Source organism: Acinetobacter sp. MYb10, from assembly GCF_002980175.2.
Taxonomy (GTDB): domain Bacteria; phylum Pseudomonadota; class Gammaproteobacteria; order Pseudomonadales; family Moraxellaceae; genus Acinetobacter; species Acinetobacter guillouiae.
The window spans coordinates 1,776,733-1,794,501 of record NZ_CP058272.1 but is presented as its reverse complement, the minus strand read 5'-3'; the positions used below and the strand labels follow the sequence as shown (position 1 = coordinate 1,794,501).

The window sequence follows — 17,769 nt, the reverse complement described above, 5'->3', positions numbered from 1 at the left end:
CCGTTGAATGGGTATTTTGTCATGATTCTTTCATCAATTTGAGATTAAAGCGAAATATTAAGCCTTTAAATTGATTGGATAAAAAAACTTAGAGGAAACCAACTTCAATGCCAAACTCAATTTCACGCCGTGAACTTATTCAAAAGTCATTAGCCAGTTTTGGGGCATTATCTATACCAGTGTCGTTGACTGCTTGTGGGAGTGATAACAACGACTCAACATCTCCTACTACAAAAGTTGAATTTTTACATGGTGTTGCCAGTGGCGACCCATTAAAAGACCGTATGATTTTGTGGACACGTATTACGCCGCAGGATACGTCTTTGCGTTTAGAAGTGGTTTGGGAAATTGCCACAGATGATAAATTCACTCAAGTGATCAATACTGGAAAAGTACAAACAGCATCAGCTCAGGATTTTACCGTTAAAGTCGATGCAGACAAGCTTAAGTCTGGGCAAACTTATTATTATCGTTTTAAATTTGGTTCGGTGATTTCGCCAGTAGGGCGTACCAAAACATTACCTGAAACCACCAGTTCGGTGCAGTTTGCGGTGTGTTCATGTTCAAACTATCCTGCTGGCTATTTTTATGTATATAAGGAAATGGCAAAACAAGAGGTCGATGCGATCATCCATTTGGGAGATTACATCTATGAATATGGTAAAGATGGATATGCCACAGAAGAGGCAGTAAAGTTGGGTCGTACACTCGCTGCTGACAATGATAAAGAAATTATCAAGTTGGATGATTACCGTAAACGTTATGCGCTTTACCATACTGACAGTGATTTACAGGCTGCACATGCGCGTCATCCTTTTATCGTGATTTGGGACGACCATGAACTGGCAAATGATACATGGAAAGATGGTGCAGAAAACCATCAAGCCAATGAGGGTAATTTCTTAGACCGTAAATTGGCGGCTTTACAAGCTTATTTTGAATGGATGCCGATTCGTCCTGTATCTGCAACAGATCATTTGAATATTTATCGCCAATTTGACTTTGGTTCATTGGTACAATTGACCATGTTGGATACACGTATTTTGGCACGTGACAAGCAACTCGATTATGCCAATTATATGACGGCTTCTGGTTTAGATATCGCTAAGTTCCAGACAGATTTAACCAGTTCTACCCGTACACTGATGGGTTATACCCAGCGTGAGTGGCTACAAAAGAAAATGGCACAATCTACAGCGACTTGGAATGTATTGGGTCAGCAAGTGTTGATGGCAAAAATGTTAATCCCTGCTGAATTGCTATTGTCTTTATCTGCAATAACCAGTGGAAATGTTACCGCCGAAACTTTGGCAAAAATGAATCAACAGATCATCGAGTTAGTTACTTTAAAAGTTCGTTTGAAAAGTGGTGATCCAACATTAACCGCTGCAGAAAAAGCCCGTGTAACCACAGTTGCACCCTATAATTTGGATGCTTGGGATGGCTACTACGCAGAACGTGAAATTTTATATGGCACACTCAAAGCATTAAATAAGAAAGTTGTGGTGTTGGCGGGGGATACCCATAATGCATGGTCTGCTGACTTGCATACTCAAGCGGGTGATTTTGTTGGGGTTGAATTGGCAACCAGTTCGGTCTCTTCACCAGGGATGGAAAAGTATTTAAGTATTCCTTTGGCACAGTTACAACAATTTGAAATGGCCTTCACCACGCTCATTGATGAATTGAATTACACCAATTTAAATCAGCGAGGGTACTTAAAAGTCAGCTTTACAGCACAACAGGTACAAGCGGATTGGATTTTCTTAAATAGCATCAAGGAAAAAACCTATACGGTGGATACGGCTCGTGCCCATCAAGTGGTTTTAAATAACAATTTGGTTGATGTAAAGACTGTTCAGAAAAGTGCATAAATTTTCAAGCCTAAAAAGCCGAGTTTAGATAATTCGGCTTTTTAACGTGATAGATGGATTACATCATACTGTCCATATAGGCATCTAAATCTTCATATTTATAGGTTTTACACATTTCATTTTCATATTTTAATAGTTCTAAATGTAATTCTAAAAAGGTGACTAAACGCTTTTGATAAAATTGATATTTCTCAGAATCTTTGCCTAAAAATCGCATTTTGAATTTGGCTTTCTTGGCTTGTTTATAAGCCCATAAACAGCTTTTTCGAATTTGTTGTAATTGGTAATATTCAGTGTCTTTGGTGCTATCTCTAAATAAATTTTCTTTATAAAATTTGACAAAACCAAAGCTCATTGCAAAGAAAAATAACAAGCCTTGCAGTAGGGTGCTTTCTATAAAATAAAGATTGAGTGCTTGCAGAACGATCAGTACCGCAAGCTTAAGCGGAATATTATTGAGCTGTTGGTATAAATGCGTTGAACTGTGTTTTATTTGTTTGATAATGATCGGAACAATAATCATAAAAAATAACATAATCGCTAAAGCGGCAATGCCATTGGCTTGAAAGCTATCGAATTGAGGAAAATGATTAGTAATATACTGACCTAAACTAAAATAGATGCTGCAAAAAATCATAATCGACAAAATCCAAGGAATAAATTCCTTTGCTTCATCTAAAAGCCCTTTGGTTTTAATTTGACTATAAAATAGAAAGTTGCGCTTAAATGCTTGTGGGTATTGTTGTTGTAATTGATTTAAATAGAGGGAAACTTGCTTGTTTTGAATCATATAGGCTTCGCTTATCTAAATTTCACTTTGGATATTAACATAAAAAACAATATAAAATTTTAGGCATAAAAAAACCAGCTTATCGCTGGGTTCTTTATTGCACCATTTTAACAAGAATTAAAATGGTGCCCGAGGCCAGACTCGAACTGGCACGCTTTGTGGGCGGGGGATTTTAAATCCCCTGTGTCTACCGATTTCACCACTCGGGCTTTACAAGATTGGAGGCGGAGGTCGGAATCGAACCGGCGTACACGGAGTTGCAGTCCGCTGCATGACCACTCTGCCACCCCGCCATGTCTTGGTGATGCACATATTAGCAATCTTTGAAAAAAAAACAATACTATAATTCATGCATATGCACATAAATTCAGCATATGAAAGAAAATTGTCTAAATAATCATGTATTATTTGCAAAATTGATTCATATCTACTTTGGAGATGTGCCGTGGCATTGGTATTGGATGGTCGCGCATTAGCGAAACAAATTGAAGCAGACTTGTTGACTCGTGTTGAAGCTATAAAAGCAAAAACAGGTCGTACCCCAATTTTAGCGACTATTTTAGTGGGTGATGATGGTGCATCTGCGACGTATGTACGCATGAAAGGAAATGCTTGCCGTCGTGTTGGTATGGATTCTTTAAAAGTAGAGTTAGGTAAGGAAACCACAACTGAACAATTATTGGCTGAAATTGAAAAATTAAATGCCAATCCTGATGTTCACGGTATTTTGCTCCAACATCCTGTGCCTGAACAAATTGATGAACGTGCTTGCTTTGATGCCATTTCACTTGAAAAAGATGTAGATGGGGTAACTTGCTTAGGTTTTGGTCGTATGGCAATGGGTGAGGCTGCTTATGGTTCGGCAACACCTGCAGGTATCATGACGATTCTTCAAGAAAACAAGATTGAAATCGCTGGCAAGCATGCAGTTGTGGTGGGGCGTTCGGCTATTTTAGGTAAGCCGATGGCAATGATGCTACTTCAAGCCAATGCAACAGTGACAATCTGTCATTCTCGTACACAAAATCTTGCTGAATTGGTAAAACAGGCTGATATTGTTGTTGGTGCAGTCGGTAAAGCTGAATTAATCCAAAAAGACTGGATTAAGCAAGGTGCTGTTGTGGTTGATGCTGGATTCCATCCTCGTGACGGTGGTGGTGTGGGTGATATCCAATTGGTCGGTATTGAAGATGTCGCTTCAGCTTATACACCAGTTCCAGGTGGCGTAGGTCCGATGACGATCACAACGTTGATTCGTCAAACTGTGGAAGCTGCTGAAAAAGCGTTAGTTTAAGTCCTGTTTTATTCTGGGCACAGTGAAAGCCATGCATCACTGTGCTTAAATTCAGCCTACATTTACATAGCAATGTTTATTTTTCAGTAAAAGTAGGCAATATTGTCATTAGTTTAATGGTCATTGGCTTAACGCGTTTAAGATCTACTTTTAAGTAGCAGTATCTGAGACTTAACAAGAAGTATCTTCTCGAACCTTAGCAGATGATGTTACTGTCTATCGAATATGAGGAAGAAGCTGTATTTCCTCAATATCAAAATAATAATTTTGGTCATATTTTGCATGAGCTGTACTTATCAATTTCCTAAAGCCCCACAACATTTACTTGATGCTTTGCATGAAGTAATTCCTCAATGCGAATTATTGGCACAGCAGTTGCCTGAAAGCCCAATTTCGTTATGGTTGATTCCACCTGTTTTTCCAACAGATCGTTTGGATGATGAGGTCATTCGCCGTATTTGGAATGATACACCGTATTGGATTTTTTGCTGGGCTTCAGGTTTAGCAATGGCACAATGGCTGATTGCAGAGCCACAGCATGTAAAAGATAAAGTGGTGCTGGATTTTGGTGCGGGATCAGGCGTCGTTGCAATTGCAGCCAAAATGGCAGGTGCAAAACGTGTCATCTGTTGTGATATCGACCCAATAAGTTTGGATGCTTGTCGTGAAAATGCCTTGCTCAATGATGTAGAGCTTGAATATCTTGATGATTTATATAAAGCCGAACAGGTTGATGTCTTATTGGCTGCAGATGTTTTATATGATCAATCTAACAGGTTCTTCTTGGATGAATTTTTAAAATTTGCACCAGAAGTATGGGTGGCAGATAGCCGAGTGAAAAACTTTAGTCATCCGAATTACCAAAAATTGGATGAACGAAGTGCAACGACTTGGCCTGATTTAGATGAAGCCAAAGAATTTAGAAATGTGAGTTTTTATAAGACGCTATGACAGCGTCTTATTTTATTCTGTAATACAAATCTCTTAAATCAAGAACAGGTATAACGTACTACATGTAAAGTGCTTGGGCGGGTATCTAAGGCTTGGCGTGTTGCATAATCTTCACTGTTATTTAGACTTGGCGTGTTGGAAAGCCCAAAAGATGTACGGCTATGCCCAAGTTGAACGCCAGCCTGATCTTTTGCTGTTTGCGGATTGATAATTTCATTGGTACTTAATACAGAAATTTTATAGTTTTTGTTTGCACCCAACACTTTTTGACATGCGCGCTGTAATTTATCCGCATCCAAATCGCGATCTGCACGACCTGAAAGGGTATACGCAAGGGTTGCACTATCTGCTGTTTGATTTTCAATTTGATAACCTGTTACGCCATTGTATTGACGAGGGGTTGTTTGACATGCAGATAAAGCTAAAACGATTAATCCTAAACCTGCATAAGTGATTTTTTTCATCTTTTAAAGTCCTAGCTTTTTGAATTATTTTTAGTATGCCATAGCTTTGCAATTTTCACGATAAGTGAATTGCTTAAATAAAACAGCTTTTTCATGTGAATAAAAAAGCTGTTTTAAATGAATTAGATTGCAAAGTTTATTGTGAATTAATCATCTGTAATCAGGCTATGTTTTTTCGTATCTTTCATAAATACATAGGTGATTAGAGATAAACCGATCATGAAGGTAATGTAATAGAAGAAATAGTTTTCATGCCCGGCATTTTTAAAACTTAGTGCAACTAATTCAGCCGTACCGCCAAATACAGTGTTGGCAAGTGCATAAGGTAAGGCTACACCTAAAGCGCGAATATGCGGTGGAAATAATTCAGCTTTTACAACCGCATTAATGGCTGTATATCCAGTCACAATGACCATACCACTCATACATAAGAAGAAAGCCGTTTTAGGGTCCGTTGTCGAGCCTAAACCATTGAAAATAGGAATGGTAAATAGCACACCGAGTACACCAAAAGTGATCATAATCGGTTTACGACCAATTTTGTCTGAAAGTGCACCGACTGCAGGTTGAATCAACATAAAAATAAAGATTGCGGCTGTGGTAATTTCAGTTGCGGTGGTTTTTTCAAAACCCGAAGTGTTGACTAAGTATTTCTGTAAATAAGTCGTAAATGTATTGAAGGCTAAGGTACCGCCTGCTGTTAGCATAATGACTGTAAATGCTTGTTTAGGATACTTGGTGAATAAGGCCAAAGCACCAGATGTTTCACCACCATTTTTAGCTTGTTGTTGCGCTTGTTTAGATGATTCTGTTTCAACCAGACCACGACGAATCCAGAACACTACAATTGCAAGCAACGCACCGATAAAGAAGGGAACACGCCATCCCCATGCATGTAAGGCTTCTTCAGAAAGATTATGTTGCAGGATAATTAGCACACAGAGTGCAAGTAATTGACCTGAAATCAGGGTGACATATTGGAAACTTGAGAAAAAGCCGCGGTGATTTTTACCCGCCATTTCAGTTAAATAGGTGGCACTTGAGCCATACTCACCACCAACACTTAAACCTTGTAATAAGCGTGCAAATAAAAGTAGTGCAGGAGCAAACATTCCGACTGAATCATAAGATGGCGCACAAGCAATGATTAATGAGCCAATACACATCAATGAAACAGAAAGTGTTAAACCCGCTTTACGGCCTTTACGGTCAGCATAAACGCCCATGATCCATGCGCCGATTGGACGCATTAAAAAGCCTAAAGCAAAAACTGCAGCAGCTTGGAGAAGTTTGACCGTTTCATTACCTTCAGGAAAGAACACAGGTGCAAAATAGAGGGTAAATGCGGCATAGACATACCAATCATACCATTCGACTAAATTACCAGCTGAACCACCAAGTATAGATTTGAAACGAGTTTTTCTATCAAGTTGCGAAGTGGCAACTTGAGGAGATGAATTGGACAAGGCAATTCTCCAAAAGAATATGCAAAATACAGCCTGTTTAACTTTCATTTTGGATGAAAATCAAAGCAGAAAAATCAAACAGAGAGAATTTCAGTCAGTATGACGAGGGAGATACAAATAATTACAATGCTCGTTATACGCTTGAATGAAAGCAGACCTTATTAGACTTTGGTCTTAGCTGTGTTGAGGGTTTATTGTTGATCTAGAATGAGAAATGCTAGAAATAAATGAATATTTTTTTTAAAACAGGCATTTAATTTGAAATATTTTATAAATTATAAGAATTTAGCTTAAAGTTAAAGCATATTTGCTTGCATCTAAATGTATGAAATGTACACAATTTGATAAGCTGAGTTGGGAGAATTTAAAAATTTAATCTAGTCGTAAGCTAAGCAGTCATGCTATTTATAGCAACTAAATGTTCATTTTTGAAAATAAAACAATAAGGTTTCACATCTATGGACTTGATGATTCGACAACAGCAAACATTAGCATTGGTTAAGGCTCGGGGCTATGTCAGTATTGATGAGATTGCACAGCATTTTGCAGTTACCCCACAAACTGTACGGCGGGATATCAATCAATTGGCAGATGCCGGACTATTACGTCGTTATCATGGCGGCGCTGCGGTAGACTCAAGCGTCACCAATACCGCGTATAGCCAACGGATCAGCCATAATTTAGCGGCAAAACAGCGCATTGCAACAGCTGTTGCAAACGCAGTTCCAGACCATGCATCTTTGTTTATCAATATTGGTACAACAACCGAAGCTATTGCCCATGCTTTATTACAACATCGCGGCTTAAAAGTGATCACCAATAACTTAAATGTGGCGAAAATTTTAAGTATGAATGATGATTTTGAAGTACTGATTGCCAGCGGAAAAGTACGCCCCGATGGTGGTGTGATAGGACAAGCCACCTCTGAATTTTTTAAACAGTTTAAAGTTGATTATGCCCTGATTGGTATCAGTGGGATTGATGAAGATGGAACGATGCTCGATTTCGATTTTCAAGAAGTGTCTGTCTCGCAAGAAATTATTTTAGGTGCTCGGCAGGTATTTTTAGCAGCAGATGAGAGCAAGTTTGGTCGTCATGCAATGATGCGCTTAGGCCATCTTTCTGAAATAGATCGGCTTTTTACCAATAAAGTGCCCACTGAAAATTATTTAAAACAAATTCATGCAGCAGAAGTGGCTTTAACTGTGGTTTAGGCTAATTTTAAAACCCATAGTGAAAACATGATAAACGTGAAATTGATCATTTTTTGATAGACATTGATTAAAAAACTATCTATTATTTTCTTAAATGAAAACAAACGAAAATATATTTTCAAAAATGATTGTGAATATATGCAAATGATCAAAGGTGGTGGCGTTTATGACACAAATCAATGAGCAACAAACTTATTATGATATTGCTGTAATTGGTGGTGGAATAAATGGTGTTGGTATTGCCAATGATGCTGCTGGCCGTGGTTTATCTGTATTTTTGTGTGAAAAAGATGATTTAGCCAGCCATACCTCGTCTGCAAGCAGTAAGTTGATTCATGGTGGTCTGCGTTATTTGGAACATAAAGAATTTCGCTTAGTGCGAGAAGCGTTGGCTGAGCGAGAAGTCTTACTGGCAAAAGCGCCACACATCATTCGCCCTATGCGTTTTATCATGCCACATCAACCTCATTTGCGTCCTGCTTGGCTGATTCGTACGGGGCTGTTTTTATATGACCATTTGGGCAAAAGAGAGAAGCTTGCAGGTTCACATTTGGTTGAGTTTGATCCTCATACCAGTCCGCTAAAAACAGAGATCACACGCGGATTTGAATACTCAGATTGTGCTGTAGATGATTCACGCTTAGTGATTTTAAATGCGATGCAAGCACGTGAAAAAAATGCCACAGTGGTTACACAAACGCGCTGTATTTCGGCACAACGTGAACATGGTTTATGGAATATCCAGTTTGAGAATGAGCAGGGTGTTTATCAGATACAAGCGAAGGCTTTGGTCAATGCAGCGGGGCCTTGGGTTGCGCAATTCATTAAGCAAGAGCTTCAGTTAAAATCACAATATGGGATTCGCCTCATTCAAGGAAGTCATATTATTGTGCCGAAAATATATGACGGTGATAAAGCCTTTATTATGCAAAATGATGATCAACGTATTGTGTTTGCAATTCCTTATCTCAATCAATACACCATGATTGGCACAACTGACCGTGAATATTTAGCAGATCCGAATAATGTTGAAATTAGTCAGCAAGAGATTGATTATCTGCTTGATGTATCCAATGATCATTTTAAAGTGCAACTGACTCAAGCCGATATTATTCAGACATTCTCAGGGGTACGTCCATTGTGTGATGATGAGTCTGATAATCCAGCCGCAATTACCCGTGATTATACTTTGGCTTTATCGCAAGATCATGAAAATGATGCCCCCTTACTTTCTGTGTTTGGTGGGAAGTTAACCACTTATCGACGCTTGGCTGAATCTGCCATGGAGCATTTGCAGAAGTTCTTCCCTAACGCTGGGAAAGCTTGGACTGAAAAATCCTTACTACCCGGTGCTGAGAATTTAGTTTCGGTTGATGGGTTGGTTTTAGAAATTCAAAATAAAATCAAAGGGCTTGATCATGAAACTTCAAGCCGTTGGGCACATGCCTATGGAACCTATACATGGAAATTTTTAAATCATTCGACATCTGTTCATGAACTTGGTCAAGACTTTGGCCATGGTTTATATGCCCAAGAGGTCGATTATTTGGTTGACCAAGAGTGGGCGGTCACCAGTCAGGATATTTTAAAGCGCCGTAGCAAGTTATATTTAAAATTTACTGAAGCTGAAATTCAAGCATTGGATGAATATTTGCTTGAATTGCATGAACGTCGCTTACAGAAAGATGTTGCCTAAGCGAAAGTGGAAATATATAGCTTTGCTTAAGGTGTGTTATGACCAATCAAAGGTATATAAAACGCGTTGGGTTTCAGGTTGGTAATACATTAAAATCCAATCTGCACCATGTGAACAATATTCCCAGCCAGCAACAGCTGCAATAAAATAATAACGCCTGCCATCACGGTCATAAATATGAACTTCTTGATCATCGCGGTCTGCGTTGATGTAGCGTAAATCAAAATGTTCATCAATGGGATAAGTCCAGTTTCCACCGCCACATTCACCCCCTAATTGGTCAAGCAGGGTTGTTGCAGAATCATTTTGATATTCAATGCGTGATGTTGAAATGACTTTTCCAGTTTCAGCAAAGCGCTGTTTAAGCTGCACGTAATCTTCATACATTTCTTTATGATGGGTTTTTAGATCGGCCTCGCAATCAGGATTCTCTAAAGCAAAATATCTTTTGTTTGCTAACCATTCATATTGATTTTGTTGATTTAATTGCATAATAAACCAATTTTCATTGGCAAATGCATTAGAAAATTCTGTGGTATCACTTCCGATATAACCTTCATAAGGTTCAATCGGATTGAGCAAATGAATTTTTCCTTGCCATGCTGGATTGATTGCGGATAAATCAATTGAAACAAGTGGAAGTAAATGTTGAGCTAGAAATAGACTTGAAGGGGCGAAGACGACTTCGTGGTCAGGTAACAGGGTTAGATAAGGTTGAATTGTGGTAATGTTTTTAATTGGTGTCATTGCGCTTATTTTTAGATATTGAATGATTGCATTAAATCACAAAAAAGACCGAACGCGTCGGTCTTTTTGCTCGGCTTAATCAGTCAGCCATAAAGCGCCTAACTTTTCATCCCACTCACTTGGGGTGATGACCATACGACCTGCATTGGGGGTTAAGGTAATCTCACTAAAGAAAACATCGTCTTGAGATAATAAGAAATCGATTCGACTATAACCATATTTAAAACAAAGATCTTCTGACAGTTGAAGCATTTTATTTAATTTTTGCGGTCGTGCTAAACAGCTTGGCGTATTACTTTTTAGATCAACGGTAAAGGGTTGCAGCACCCAAGATGTGTCATACATATTTGAATAATCCACGCCTTGGCTGTCTTGTACATCGACTTCAATATATCGAGGCTGACCTTCAAAACAATGAACACGGCATGTTGTAATGGTCAGCTTATTGTCTTGATCAACAAACAAATCAATATGTTGTTCGGCCAAAATTAGAGGAACAATATCTTTGTAATGCCATTCTCGTTTTCTAAAATACATATTTTGTTTAAGGTGGTGATTGAGTTTGTGCTGCGCTTTTTTGATATCAAATTGCGCTTTATCATTACAGACAATTGCACTGCCACTGTCATGATTGCATTTTAAAACAAACTTGTTAGGAAGTTGATTAAAGTCAATTTCCTCAAAGCACTTATATACACCAATCAGTGGAACAAAATGGGAACAACAAATTTTATCTGCAAGCATTTCGCGGACAGCAAATTTATCCGCCAATTTCGTATGTAAGGGCGCTCTTTCATAGATCATTCTGGCGGTGACTTTTTCATTGAAACTTTTAGGCTGATCAAAGTTCGGGGTATAACCCAATTTAGCAATAAATCTTTTGGTGAGATAGCGTCTATCTGAGACAAATTTGGCTCTAATAACTTTTGCCGAATAAATAATATTTTCTAACATGATTAAAAAAAATCAATAAAATAAAGTAATGTTTGAATTATAGAGAAAATATGAATTTTGTATATGGAAACAGTAATCATTTGTATTTTTATTACATAATTGTAATGAATACCTAAACAATAAGGTGATATGTTTCATATTAATTAAAAAAGACCGCTATGTAGCGGTCTTTTTGTATGACTTGATTTTAGCGATTAAGCAGATTTTTTAACAGCTTCTAAAAGCTCATTTTGACGAGTTTTAAGTGCAGCAGGTAAACGTTCACCAAGTTTATCAAATAACTCAGTGTGGCTTTCGATTTCTTTGATCCATTGATCTTTGTTCTGAGAAGTCACAAGATTAAATTGATCTTTAGTGAAGTCAGAACCTGTCCAGTTCAATTGTTCATAGGTTGGAACAAAACCAATTGGTGTTTCTACTGCTTCAGCACGACCTTCACAACGGTCAATGATCCACTCAAGCACACGCATGTTTTGACCAAAACCAGGCCATACAAAGTTGCCTTCAGCATCGCGACGGAACCAGTTTACGTTATAAATGCTAGGAAGTTTATTGCCTGCAGCTTTCGCTTTAGCACCAACTTCTTCACCCATTTCTAACCAATGAGAGAAATAGTCAGCCATGTTATAGCCAGCAAATGGAAGCATTGCAAATGGGTCACGGCGTACAACACCTTGTTGACCTACTGCAGCTGCAGTTGTTTCAGAACCCATTGTTGCTGCTTTATAAACACCATCAACCCAGTCAAAAGCTTCTGAGATTAAAGGTACTGTATCTGCACGACGACCACCGAAGATGAATGCAGAAATTGGTACGCCAGCTGGATTTTCCCAGTCAGCATCAATAGAAGGGCATTGACCCGCTGCAACAGTGAAACGCGCATTTGGATGTGCTGCTTTTTCACCAGCAACATGCGGTTGGCCTTTCCAGTTGGTCAAGTTAGCAGGTGCTTCTTTAGTTAAGCCTTCCCACCATACGTCACCATCATCTGTTACCGCAACGTTTGTATAGATGACATCTTTATGAAGTGTCGCCATACAGTTTGGATTTGTTTTGATGTTTGTACCAGGTGCGACACCAAAGAAACCAGCTTCAGGGTTGATTGCATATAAGCGACCATCTTCACCTGGTTTGATCCAAGCAATATCGTCACCTACAGTTTCAATTTTCCAACCTTCATAACCTGCAGGTGGAATCAACATCGCAAAGTTGGTTTTACCACATGCAGATGGGAATGCCGCTGCAATATAGTGTTTCTCACCTTGTGGATTGGTCACGCCAAGGATCAACATGTGTTCAGCTAACCAGCCTTGTTGACGACCCATAGATGATGCAATACGTAAAGCAAGGCATTTTTTACCCAATAATGCGTTACCGCCGTATCCTGAACCGTAAGACCAGATCTCACGAGTTTCTGGATAATGCACGATATATTTTTCTGGGTTACAAGGCCATGCAACATCTTTTTGACCTTCAGCCAGCGGAGCGCCAACAGTATGTACGCAAGGAACATAGTCGCCATCAGTGCCTAGTACGTCATAAACAGCTTTACCCATACGAGCCATTTTACGCATACTTACAGCAACATAAGGAGAATCTGTAATTTCGATACCGATGTGAGCAATGTGAGAACCTAATGGACCCATAGAGAATGGAACCACGTACATGGTACGTCCTTGCATTGCGCCATCAAACAAACCGTTAAGGCGAGTACGCATCTCAGCAGGAGCTTCCCAGTTGTTTGTCGCACCAGCATCTTCTTGTTTTTCAGAACAGATGTATGTACGACCTTCAACACGCGCTACGTCAGACGGATCAGAATTCGCTAAATAAGAACCAGGATGTTTTTCTTGGTTCAACGCTTGCATAGTGCCGTTAGCGATCATCAAGTCGATGTAACGTTGATTCTCTTCTTCGCTTCCGTCACACCATTCAATTTTTGCAGGTTTAGTTAATTTAGCAATTTCTTCAACCCATGCAATGAGCTTGGGATGACGAACGAATTCTGGTGCGTTCACTTGGGTCATGGTGAGGCCTATCTAAAATATGTACAATTTTGTGTACAAATAATAATCTGAATGAAGGGATACTACATTCAAATTTAAGTATGAAAAAAAGTGGTGGTATTAAAACATATATTCATAAAAAAAATAAGACTAAAGGCTTAAAAGATACCAATGCTCGAATTTTTACTAAGTGTTTGATTTGTATTATCTAACATGGATTATTGTTTGATTTTTATTGGTATTTTTAAATAGAATGTAGGGTATTTTAATTGTAAATAATAATAGTTTACAATAAGTTGAAATTATAAGATTTACTAAATTAATTATTGATTTAATAAATGGGCATAATTCGAATTTTACATAAAGGTGCTTTTATTTGTTTAGAAAATCGACGAAATTAGTGCAAATACTTCAAAATAATCAAGCTTATGGACACAGAACTCAAGCCGCTTTCAATGATTTACAATGAAAAGTCAGGTTTTCATGCCAATCAGAAAGATGATATTTATGAAAAACTCATGACCATCTGGACCTCACATGGCTTTGAAATTCAAGTTTTTGATATTGGTTCAGAGCCTGATATAAAAACCCTGATGCAAAAAATCTTTCAACGTCATGCACAATACTCAGATTGTGGTGTCATTGTCGCTGCTGGTGGTGATGGTACGTTGAATGCAGTCGCCTCGCAAATGTTAAAGCAAAAAATTCCTATGGGAATACTACCTTTGGGTACTTTTAATTATGTGGCGCGTGTTCTACATATCCCCTTGAATATTTTAGAAGCAGCCAATGTGATTGCCACAGGGGAGCCGCGTGCATCACATGTGGCCTGTATCAATGATCAAATTTATTTAAATAATGCCAGTTTAGGTTTATATCCTTTGTTTATTAAAAAACGCGAAGAATATAATCGTCGGTTTGGACGCTTTCCTTTAAATGCTTACACGTCTGGTTTGGATGTACTGATTCGTGATCGTAAAGAACTCAAATTAGAGATCGAAGTAGATGGGCAAAAGTATCCTGTAAAAACACCACTGATTTTTTTTGGTAATAATCAACTGCAATTAAAAGAATTGAATTTAAAAATTTCGAAATGTGCAGAGGTGGGGGAAATTGCCGGTGTGGTGATCGCCAAAGGGGATAAAGCCACTTTATTTAAAACCTTGTTTCAAACCATTCGTGGAAAATTGGAAAACGCTTCCGATGTGTATAGTTTTGGTGCACAAAAAGTCATTGTCTATTCAAAAAAGCCTAAACTGACCGTTGCTGTCGATGGAGAAATTGTTTCAATGACGACCCCATTAACCTTACACGTAGAAAAAAATGCTTTAAAAATTATGGTGCCGCATGTTATTGCATCTGTCTGATCTACATTTTGGTACTGAGCGTCCAGAGTGTATACGGGCGATTCAAAAGTTTTGTGCTGTGCATAAACCAGAAGTGGTTGTGGTGAGCGGTGATTTAACTCAACGTGCTAAATTTAAAGAATTCTATGCATGTAAGCAGTTTTTAGAATCACTAAACATCCCTTATTTTGTGGTGCCCGGCAACCATGATATTCCTTTGTATCATGTCTGGAATCGTGCCTTTAGACCATTTGGCTTATATCAACTGTTCTTTGGCAGTTTAGAACGCAGCTTATTTACAGAGCATTTTTATTTAATTGGCATGAACAGTATTCGTCGCCGTTATCATACACGCGGACATATTTCATTTGAGCAAATTCAAAATGTAAATCAGTTGTTGGCCAATGCACCAAAAAATAAATTAAAAATAATCGTTAGTCATCAACCTTTTTATACCTCAAATGAAGACCATCACTTAAAAGATTGTCCGGCTTTAGGGCAGTTTGCCATTAAAGAATGGGGACAACATCAACTGTATGCTTTATTGCACGGTCATTTGCATTTAGTTGCGGTCTATGATCTGAATCAAGCCTTTGCGCTAAATTTAAAACAACCAGTTTATGAGGTTCATGCGGGTACAGCAGTTTCTCGACGTTTGCATAAAAATATACCCAATAGCTTTAATGTGATTCATCAAGATGGTGGCTTTGAACATTATTTTTTTGATGAACAATTACAGGAATTTATTGCTAAAACTGCGGTAAAAAATTCTGAATTAGACATGATTTGATACAAAAGAAGAAAAAACATACAAATTAAATAAATTTTTTTTCTTTTTCCCCTTGAAGCGTTTATTTCCATCCCCACAAATGTGACATACAAATATTTTGTCGATGACCTAGGAATAAGAAGTCATCTTCGCTGAGTAATCAATGACATTTTAAAATGTCTATGGAGTTAGAAATGAGCAAGATTCGTCCTTTACATGACAACGTTGTGATCCGCCGTGTTGAAAAAGAAACTAAAACAGCAGGTGGTTTGATTTTAAGTACTTCTGCAGCTGAACAGCCTGCTCAAGGTGAGATTCTTGCTGTAGGTAATGGCAAAATCACTGATAACGGTGTACGCGCTTTAGACGTTAAAGTTGGCGATAACGTACTGTTTGGTGCTTATGCAGGTACTAAAGTTAAAGTTGATGGTGAAGAACTTCTTGTGATGAAAGAATCTGACATTTTAGCGGTATTGGAAGGTTAATCTTCTGCTGTTGAGATGGGTTTTCATCCAAACATATTGGTCAAAATTTAAAATTTATAAAGATATCTGGAGTTTAGTATGTCAGCTAAAGACGTAAAATTTGGTGATTCAGCGCGTTCAAAAATGATCGCGGGTGTAAACGTACTTGCAGATGCAGTAAAAGTAACTTTAGGCCCTAAAGGTCGTAACGTTGTTATTGATCGTTCTTTTGGTGCACCACACATCACTAAAGATGGTGTAACTGTTGCTAAAGAAATTTCTTTAAAAGACAAATTCGAAAACATGGGTGCGCAATTGGTTCGTGAAGTTTCTTCAAAAACCAATGATATCGCAGGTGATGGTACAACAACTGCAACTGTACTTGCTCAAGCGATTTTAAATGAAGGGATCAAATCAGTTACTGCGGGTATGAACCCAATGGATTTGAAACGTGGTATCGACCTTGCGGTTAGAGCTGTTGTTGAAAATATCAAAGCAACTGCTAAACCAGCTTCTGATACCAAAGCAATTGAACAAGTCGGTTCGATTTCTGCAAACTCTGATGAAACTGTAGGTAAGTTGATTGCGCAAGCAATGGAACGCGTTGGTAAAGAAGGCGTGATTACTGTTGAAGAAGGTTCAGGCTTTGAAGATGCGCTTGATGTTGTAGAGGGTATGCAGTTTGACCGTGGTTATATCAGCCCGTACTTTGCAAACAAACAAGATACTTTGACTGCTGAACTTGAAAATCCATTCATTCTTCTTGTTGATAAGAAAATTGGTAATATCCGTGAATTGATTACAGTTTTAGAAGCTGTTGCAAAAACAGGTAAACCATTACTCATCATCGCTGAAGATGTTGAGGGTGAAGCACTTGCAACACTGGTTGTAAACAATATGCGCGGTATTATCAAAGTATGTGCGGTTAAAGCACCTGGTTTTGGTGATCGTCGTAAAGCAATGCTTCAAGATATCGCGATCTTGACAGGTGCTACTGTGATTTCTGAAGAAGTAGGCATGTCTTTAGAGCAAGCAACGCTTCAAGATTTAGGTACTGCACATAAAATCACGATTTCTAAAGAAAATACTGTGATTGTTGATGGTGCTGGTGATGCAAATCAAATTGCTGAACGTGTAACTCAAATTCGTGCTCAAATCGAAGAATCAACATCTGAATACGATAAAGAAAAACTTCAAGAGCGCGTAGCTAAACTCGCTGGCGGTGTTGCTGTAATCAAAATTGGTGCTGCAACTGAAGTTGAAATGAAAGAGAAGAAAGACCGTGTAGATGATGCGCTTCATGCAACGCGTGCTGCGGTTGAAGAAGGTGTTGTTGCAGGTGGTGGTGTTGCGTTGGTACGTGCAGCTAAAGTACTTGACGGTCTTGTTGGTGCAAATGATGACCAAACTGTAGGTGTGAACATCCTTCGTCGTGCGATCGAAGCGCCACTTCGTCAAATCGTGTCTAACGCGGGCGATGAGCCATCAGTTGTGATCAATGCAGTGAAGAGCGGTGAAGGTAACTTTGGTTACAATGCTGCAACTTCACAATATGGCGATATGTTAGAAATGGGTATCCTTGACCCTGCTAAAGTAACGCGTTCTGCACTTGAGCATGCTGCATCTGTTGCTGGTTTGATGTTAACGACTGAATGTATGATTACTGATATCCCGGAAGACAAACCTGCTATGCCTGATATGGGCGGTATGGGTGGTATGGGCGGAATGATGTAA

At 38.6% G+C, this 17,769-nt stretch carries 15 protein-coding genes and 2 tRNA genes; 9 read left to right on the top strand and 8 right to left on the bottom strand.

What is annotated here, in order from left to right; genetic code table 11:
• Nucleotides 1–107: 107 nt before the first annotated feature.
• Nucleotides 108–1,874: an alkaline phosphatase D family protein gene (locus CQZ96_RS08325; RefSeq protein ID WP_105713095.1), complete on the top strand. Its 1,767-nt coding sequence runs from the start codon at nt 108–110 to the stop codon at nt 1,872–1,874.
• Nucleotides 1,875–1,932: 58 nt separating this feature from the next.
• On the opposite strand, the gene CQZ96_RS08320 is transcribed toward CQZ96_RS08325, so the two are convergent.
• The 3 genes from CQZ96_RS08320 to CQZ96_RS08310 form a co-directional block, all read right to left on the bottom strand.
• Nucleotides 1,933–2,664: a hypothetical protein gene (locus CQZ96_RS08320; RefSeq protein ID WP_105713094.1), complete on the bottom strand. Its 732-nt coding sequence runs from the start codon at nt 2,662–2,664 to the stop codon at nt 1,933–1,935.
• A 123-nt stretch (nt 2,665–2,787) separates the two neighbouring features.
• Nucleotides 2,788–2,873, bottom strand: a tRNA-Leu gene (locus tag CQZ96_RS08315).
• A gap of 10 nt (nt 2,874–2,883) precedes the next feature.
• Nucleotides 2,884–2,957, bottom strand: a tRNA-Cys gene (locus CQZ96_RS08310).
• A gap of 152 nt (nt 2,958–3,109) precedes the next feature.
• On the opposite strand from CQZ96_RS08310, the gene folD reads away from it, so the two are divergent.
• Together folD and CQZ96_RS08300 are read left to right on the top strand one after the other, a co-directional pair.
• Nucleotides 3,110–3,958: a bifunctional methylenetetrahydrofolate dehydrogenase/methenyltetrahydrofolate cyclohydrolase FolD gene (gene folD / locus CQZ96_RS08305; protein WP_004722464.1), complete on the top strand. Its 849-nt coding sequence runs from the start codon at nt 3,110–3,112 to the stop codon at nt 3,956–3,958.
• Between the two features lie 282 nt (nt 3,959–4,240).
• Nucleotides 4,241–4,909, top strand: coding sequence for a class I SAM-dependent methyltransferase (locus CQZ96_RS08300; RefSeq protein WP_004819654.1), 669 nt, complete (start codon nt 4,241–4,243; stop codon nt 4,907–4,909).
• A 38-nt stretch (nt 4,910–4,947) separates the two neighbouring features.
• Here CQZ96_RS08300 and CQZ96_RS08295 read toward each other — a convergent pair whose 3' ends face one another.
• Both CQZ96_RS08295 and CQZ96_RS08290 read right to left on the bottom strand, forming a co-directional pair.
• Nucleotides 4,948–5,373: a hypothetical protein gene (locus CQZ96_RS08295; RefSeq protein ID WP_004722461.1), complete on the bottom strand. Its 426-nt coding sequence runs from the start codon at nt 5,371–5,373 to the stop codon at nt 4,948–4,950.
• 146 nt (nt 5,374–5,519) lie between these two features.
• Nucleotides 5,520–6,839 carry an MFS transporter gene (locus tag CQZ96_RS08290; RefSeq protein ID WP_056514318.1) on the bottom strand — a complete coding sequence of 440 codons (1,320 nt, stop codon included), beginning with the start codon at nt 6,837–6,839 and terminating at the stop codon, nt 5,520–5,522.
• Between the two features lie 458 nt (nt 6,840–7,297).
• On the opposite strand from CQZ96_RS08290, the gene CQZ96_RS08285 reads away from it, so the two are divergent.
• Both CQZ96_RS08285 and glpD read left to right on the top strand, forming a co-directional pair.
• Nucleotides 7,298–8,053, top strand: a complete 756-nt coding sequence (locus tag CQZ96_RS08285; RefSeq protein ID WP_056514315.1) for a DeoR/GlpR family DNA-binding transcription regulator — start codon at nt 7,298–7,300, stop codon at nt 8,051–8,053.
• Between the two features lie 166 nt (nt 8,054–8,219).
• Nucleotides 8,220–9,749 carry a glycerol-3-phosphate dehydrogenase gene (gene glpD, locus CQZ96_RS08280; protein WP_105713093.1) on the top strand — a complete coding sequence of 510 codons (1,530 nt, stop codon included), beginning with the start codon at nt 8,220–8,222 and terminating at the stop codon, nt 9,747–9,749.
• 36 nt (nt 9,750–9,785) lie between these two features.
• Here the strand turns inward: glpD and CQZ96_RS08275 are convergent, their stop codons facing one another.
• The 3 genes from CQZ96_RS08275 to CQZ96_RS08265 all read right to left on the bottom strand — a co-directional run bounded on the left by CQZ96_RS08275 (nt 9,786) and on the right by CQZ96_RS08265 (nt 13,477).
• On the bottom strand, nt 9,786–10,496 hold the full coding sequence (locus CQZ96_RS08275; protein ID WP_105713092.1) for a hypothetical protein: 711 nt from the start codon (nt 10,494–10,496) through the stop codon (nt 9,786–9,788).
• A gap of 75 nt (nt 10,497–10,571) precedes the next feature.
• The gene (locus CQZ96_RS08270; protein WP_004722451.1) at nt 10,572–11,450 is read right to left on the bottom strand and encodes an ATP-grasp fold amidoligase family protein; all 879 of its coding nucleotides are present in this window, start codon (nt 11,448–11,450) and stop codon (nt 10,572–10,574) included.
• A 194-nt stretch (nt 11,451–11,644) separates the two neighbouring features.
• A complete protein-coding gene (locus tag CQZ96_RS08265) occupies nt 11,645–13,477 on the bottom strand; it encodes a phosphoenolpyruvate carboxykinase (GTP) (RefSeq protein WP_105713091.1) in 1,833 nt (610 codons plus the stop codon).
• Between the two features lie 407 nt (nt 13,478–13,884).
• On the opposite strand from CQZ96_RS08265, the gene CQZ96_RS08260 reads away from it, so the two are divergent.
• From CQZ96_RS08260 to groL, 4 genes are all read left to right on the top strand, one after another.
• Complete coding sequence (locus CQZ96_RS08260; protein WP_004819665.1) at nt 13,885–14,823, top strand: diacylglycerol/lipid kinase family protein; 939 nt, start codon at nt 13,885–13,887, stop codon at nt 14,821–14,823.
• Nucleotides 14,804–15,592: a metallophosphoesterase family protein gene (locus tag CQZ96_RS08255; RefSeq protein ID WP_105713090.1), complete on the top strand. Its 789-nt coding sequence runs from the start codon at nt 14,804–14,806 to the stop codon at nt 15,590–15,592. The genes CQZ96_RS08260 and CQZ96_RS08255 overlap by 20 nt, the downstream gene beginning before the upstream one ends.
• A gap of 173 nt (nt 15,593–15,765) precedes the next feature.
• Nucleotides 15,766–16,056: a co-chaperone GroES gene (locus tag CQZ96_RS08250; protein ID WP_004722444.1), complete on the top strand. Its 291-nt coding sequence runs from the start codon at nt 15,766–15,768 to the stop codon at nt 16,054–16,056.
• 78 nt (nt 16,057–16,134) lie between these two features.
• A complete protein-coding gene (groL, locus tag CQZ96_RS08245) occupies nt 16,135–17,769 on the top strand; it encodes a chaperonin GroEL (protein WP_004819670.1) in 1,635 nt (544 codons plus the stop codon).

Bases quoted from the DNA above. Each gene is read 5' to 3' on its own strand.
- CQZ96_RS08275 (WP_105713092.1), bottom strand. From the start codon at position 10,496: ATGACACCAATTAAAAACATTACCACAATTCAACCTTATCTAACCCTG.
- CQZ96_RS08265 (WP_105713091.1), bottom strand. From the start codon at position 13,477: ATGACCCAAGTGAACGCACCAGAATTCGTTCGTCATCCCAAGCTCATT.
- CQZ96_RS08320 (WP_105713094.1), bottom strand. From the start codon at position 2,664: ATGATTCAAAACAAGCAAGTTTCCCTCTATTTAAATCAATTACAACAA.
- CQZ96_RS08325 (WP_105713095.1), top strand. From the start codon at position 108: ATGCCAAACTCAATTTCACGCCGTGAACTTATTCAAAAGTCATTAGCC.
- groL (WP_004819670.1), top strand. From the start codon at position 16,135: ATGTCAGCTAAAGACGTAAAATTTGGTGATTCAGCGCGTTCAAAAATG.
- CQZ96_RS08300 (WP_004819654.1), top strand. From the start codon at position 4,241: ATGAGCTGTACTTATCAATTTCCTAAAGCCCCACAACATTTACTTGAT.
- CQZ96_RS08295 (WP_004722461.1), bottom strand. From the start codon at position 5,373: ATGAAAAAAATCACTTATGCAGGTTTAGGATTAATCGTTTTAGCTTTA.
- CQZ96_RS08270 (WP_004722451.1), bottom strand. From the start codon at position 11,450: ATGTTAGAAAATATTATTTATTCGGCAAAAGTTATTAGAGCCAAATTT.
- glpD (WP_105713093.1), top strand. From the start codon at position 8,220: ATGACACAAATCAATGAGCAACAAACTTATTATGATATTGCTGTAATT.
- CQZ96_RS08285 (WP_056514315.1), top strand. From the start codon at position 7,298: ATGGACTTGATGATTCGACAACAGCAAACATTAGCATTGGTTAAGGCT.
- CQZ96_RS08255 (WP_105713090.1), top strand. From the start codon at position 14,804: ATGTTATTGCATCTGTCTGATCTACATTTTGGTACTGAGCGTCCAGAG.
- CQZ96_RS08260 (WP_004819665.1), top strand. From the start codon at position 13,885: ATGGACACAGAACTCAAGCCGCTTTCAATGATTTACAATGAAAAGTCA.
- CQZ96_RS08250 (WP_004722444.1), top strand. From the start codon at position 15,766: ATGAGCAAGATTCGTCCTTTACATGACAACGTTGTGATCCGCCGTGTT.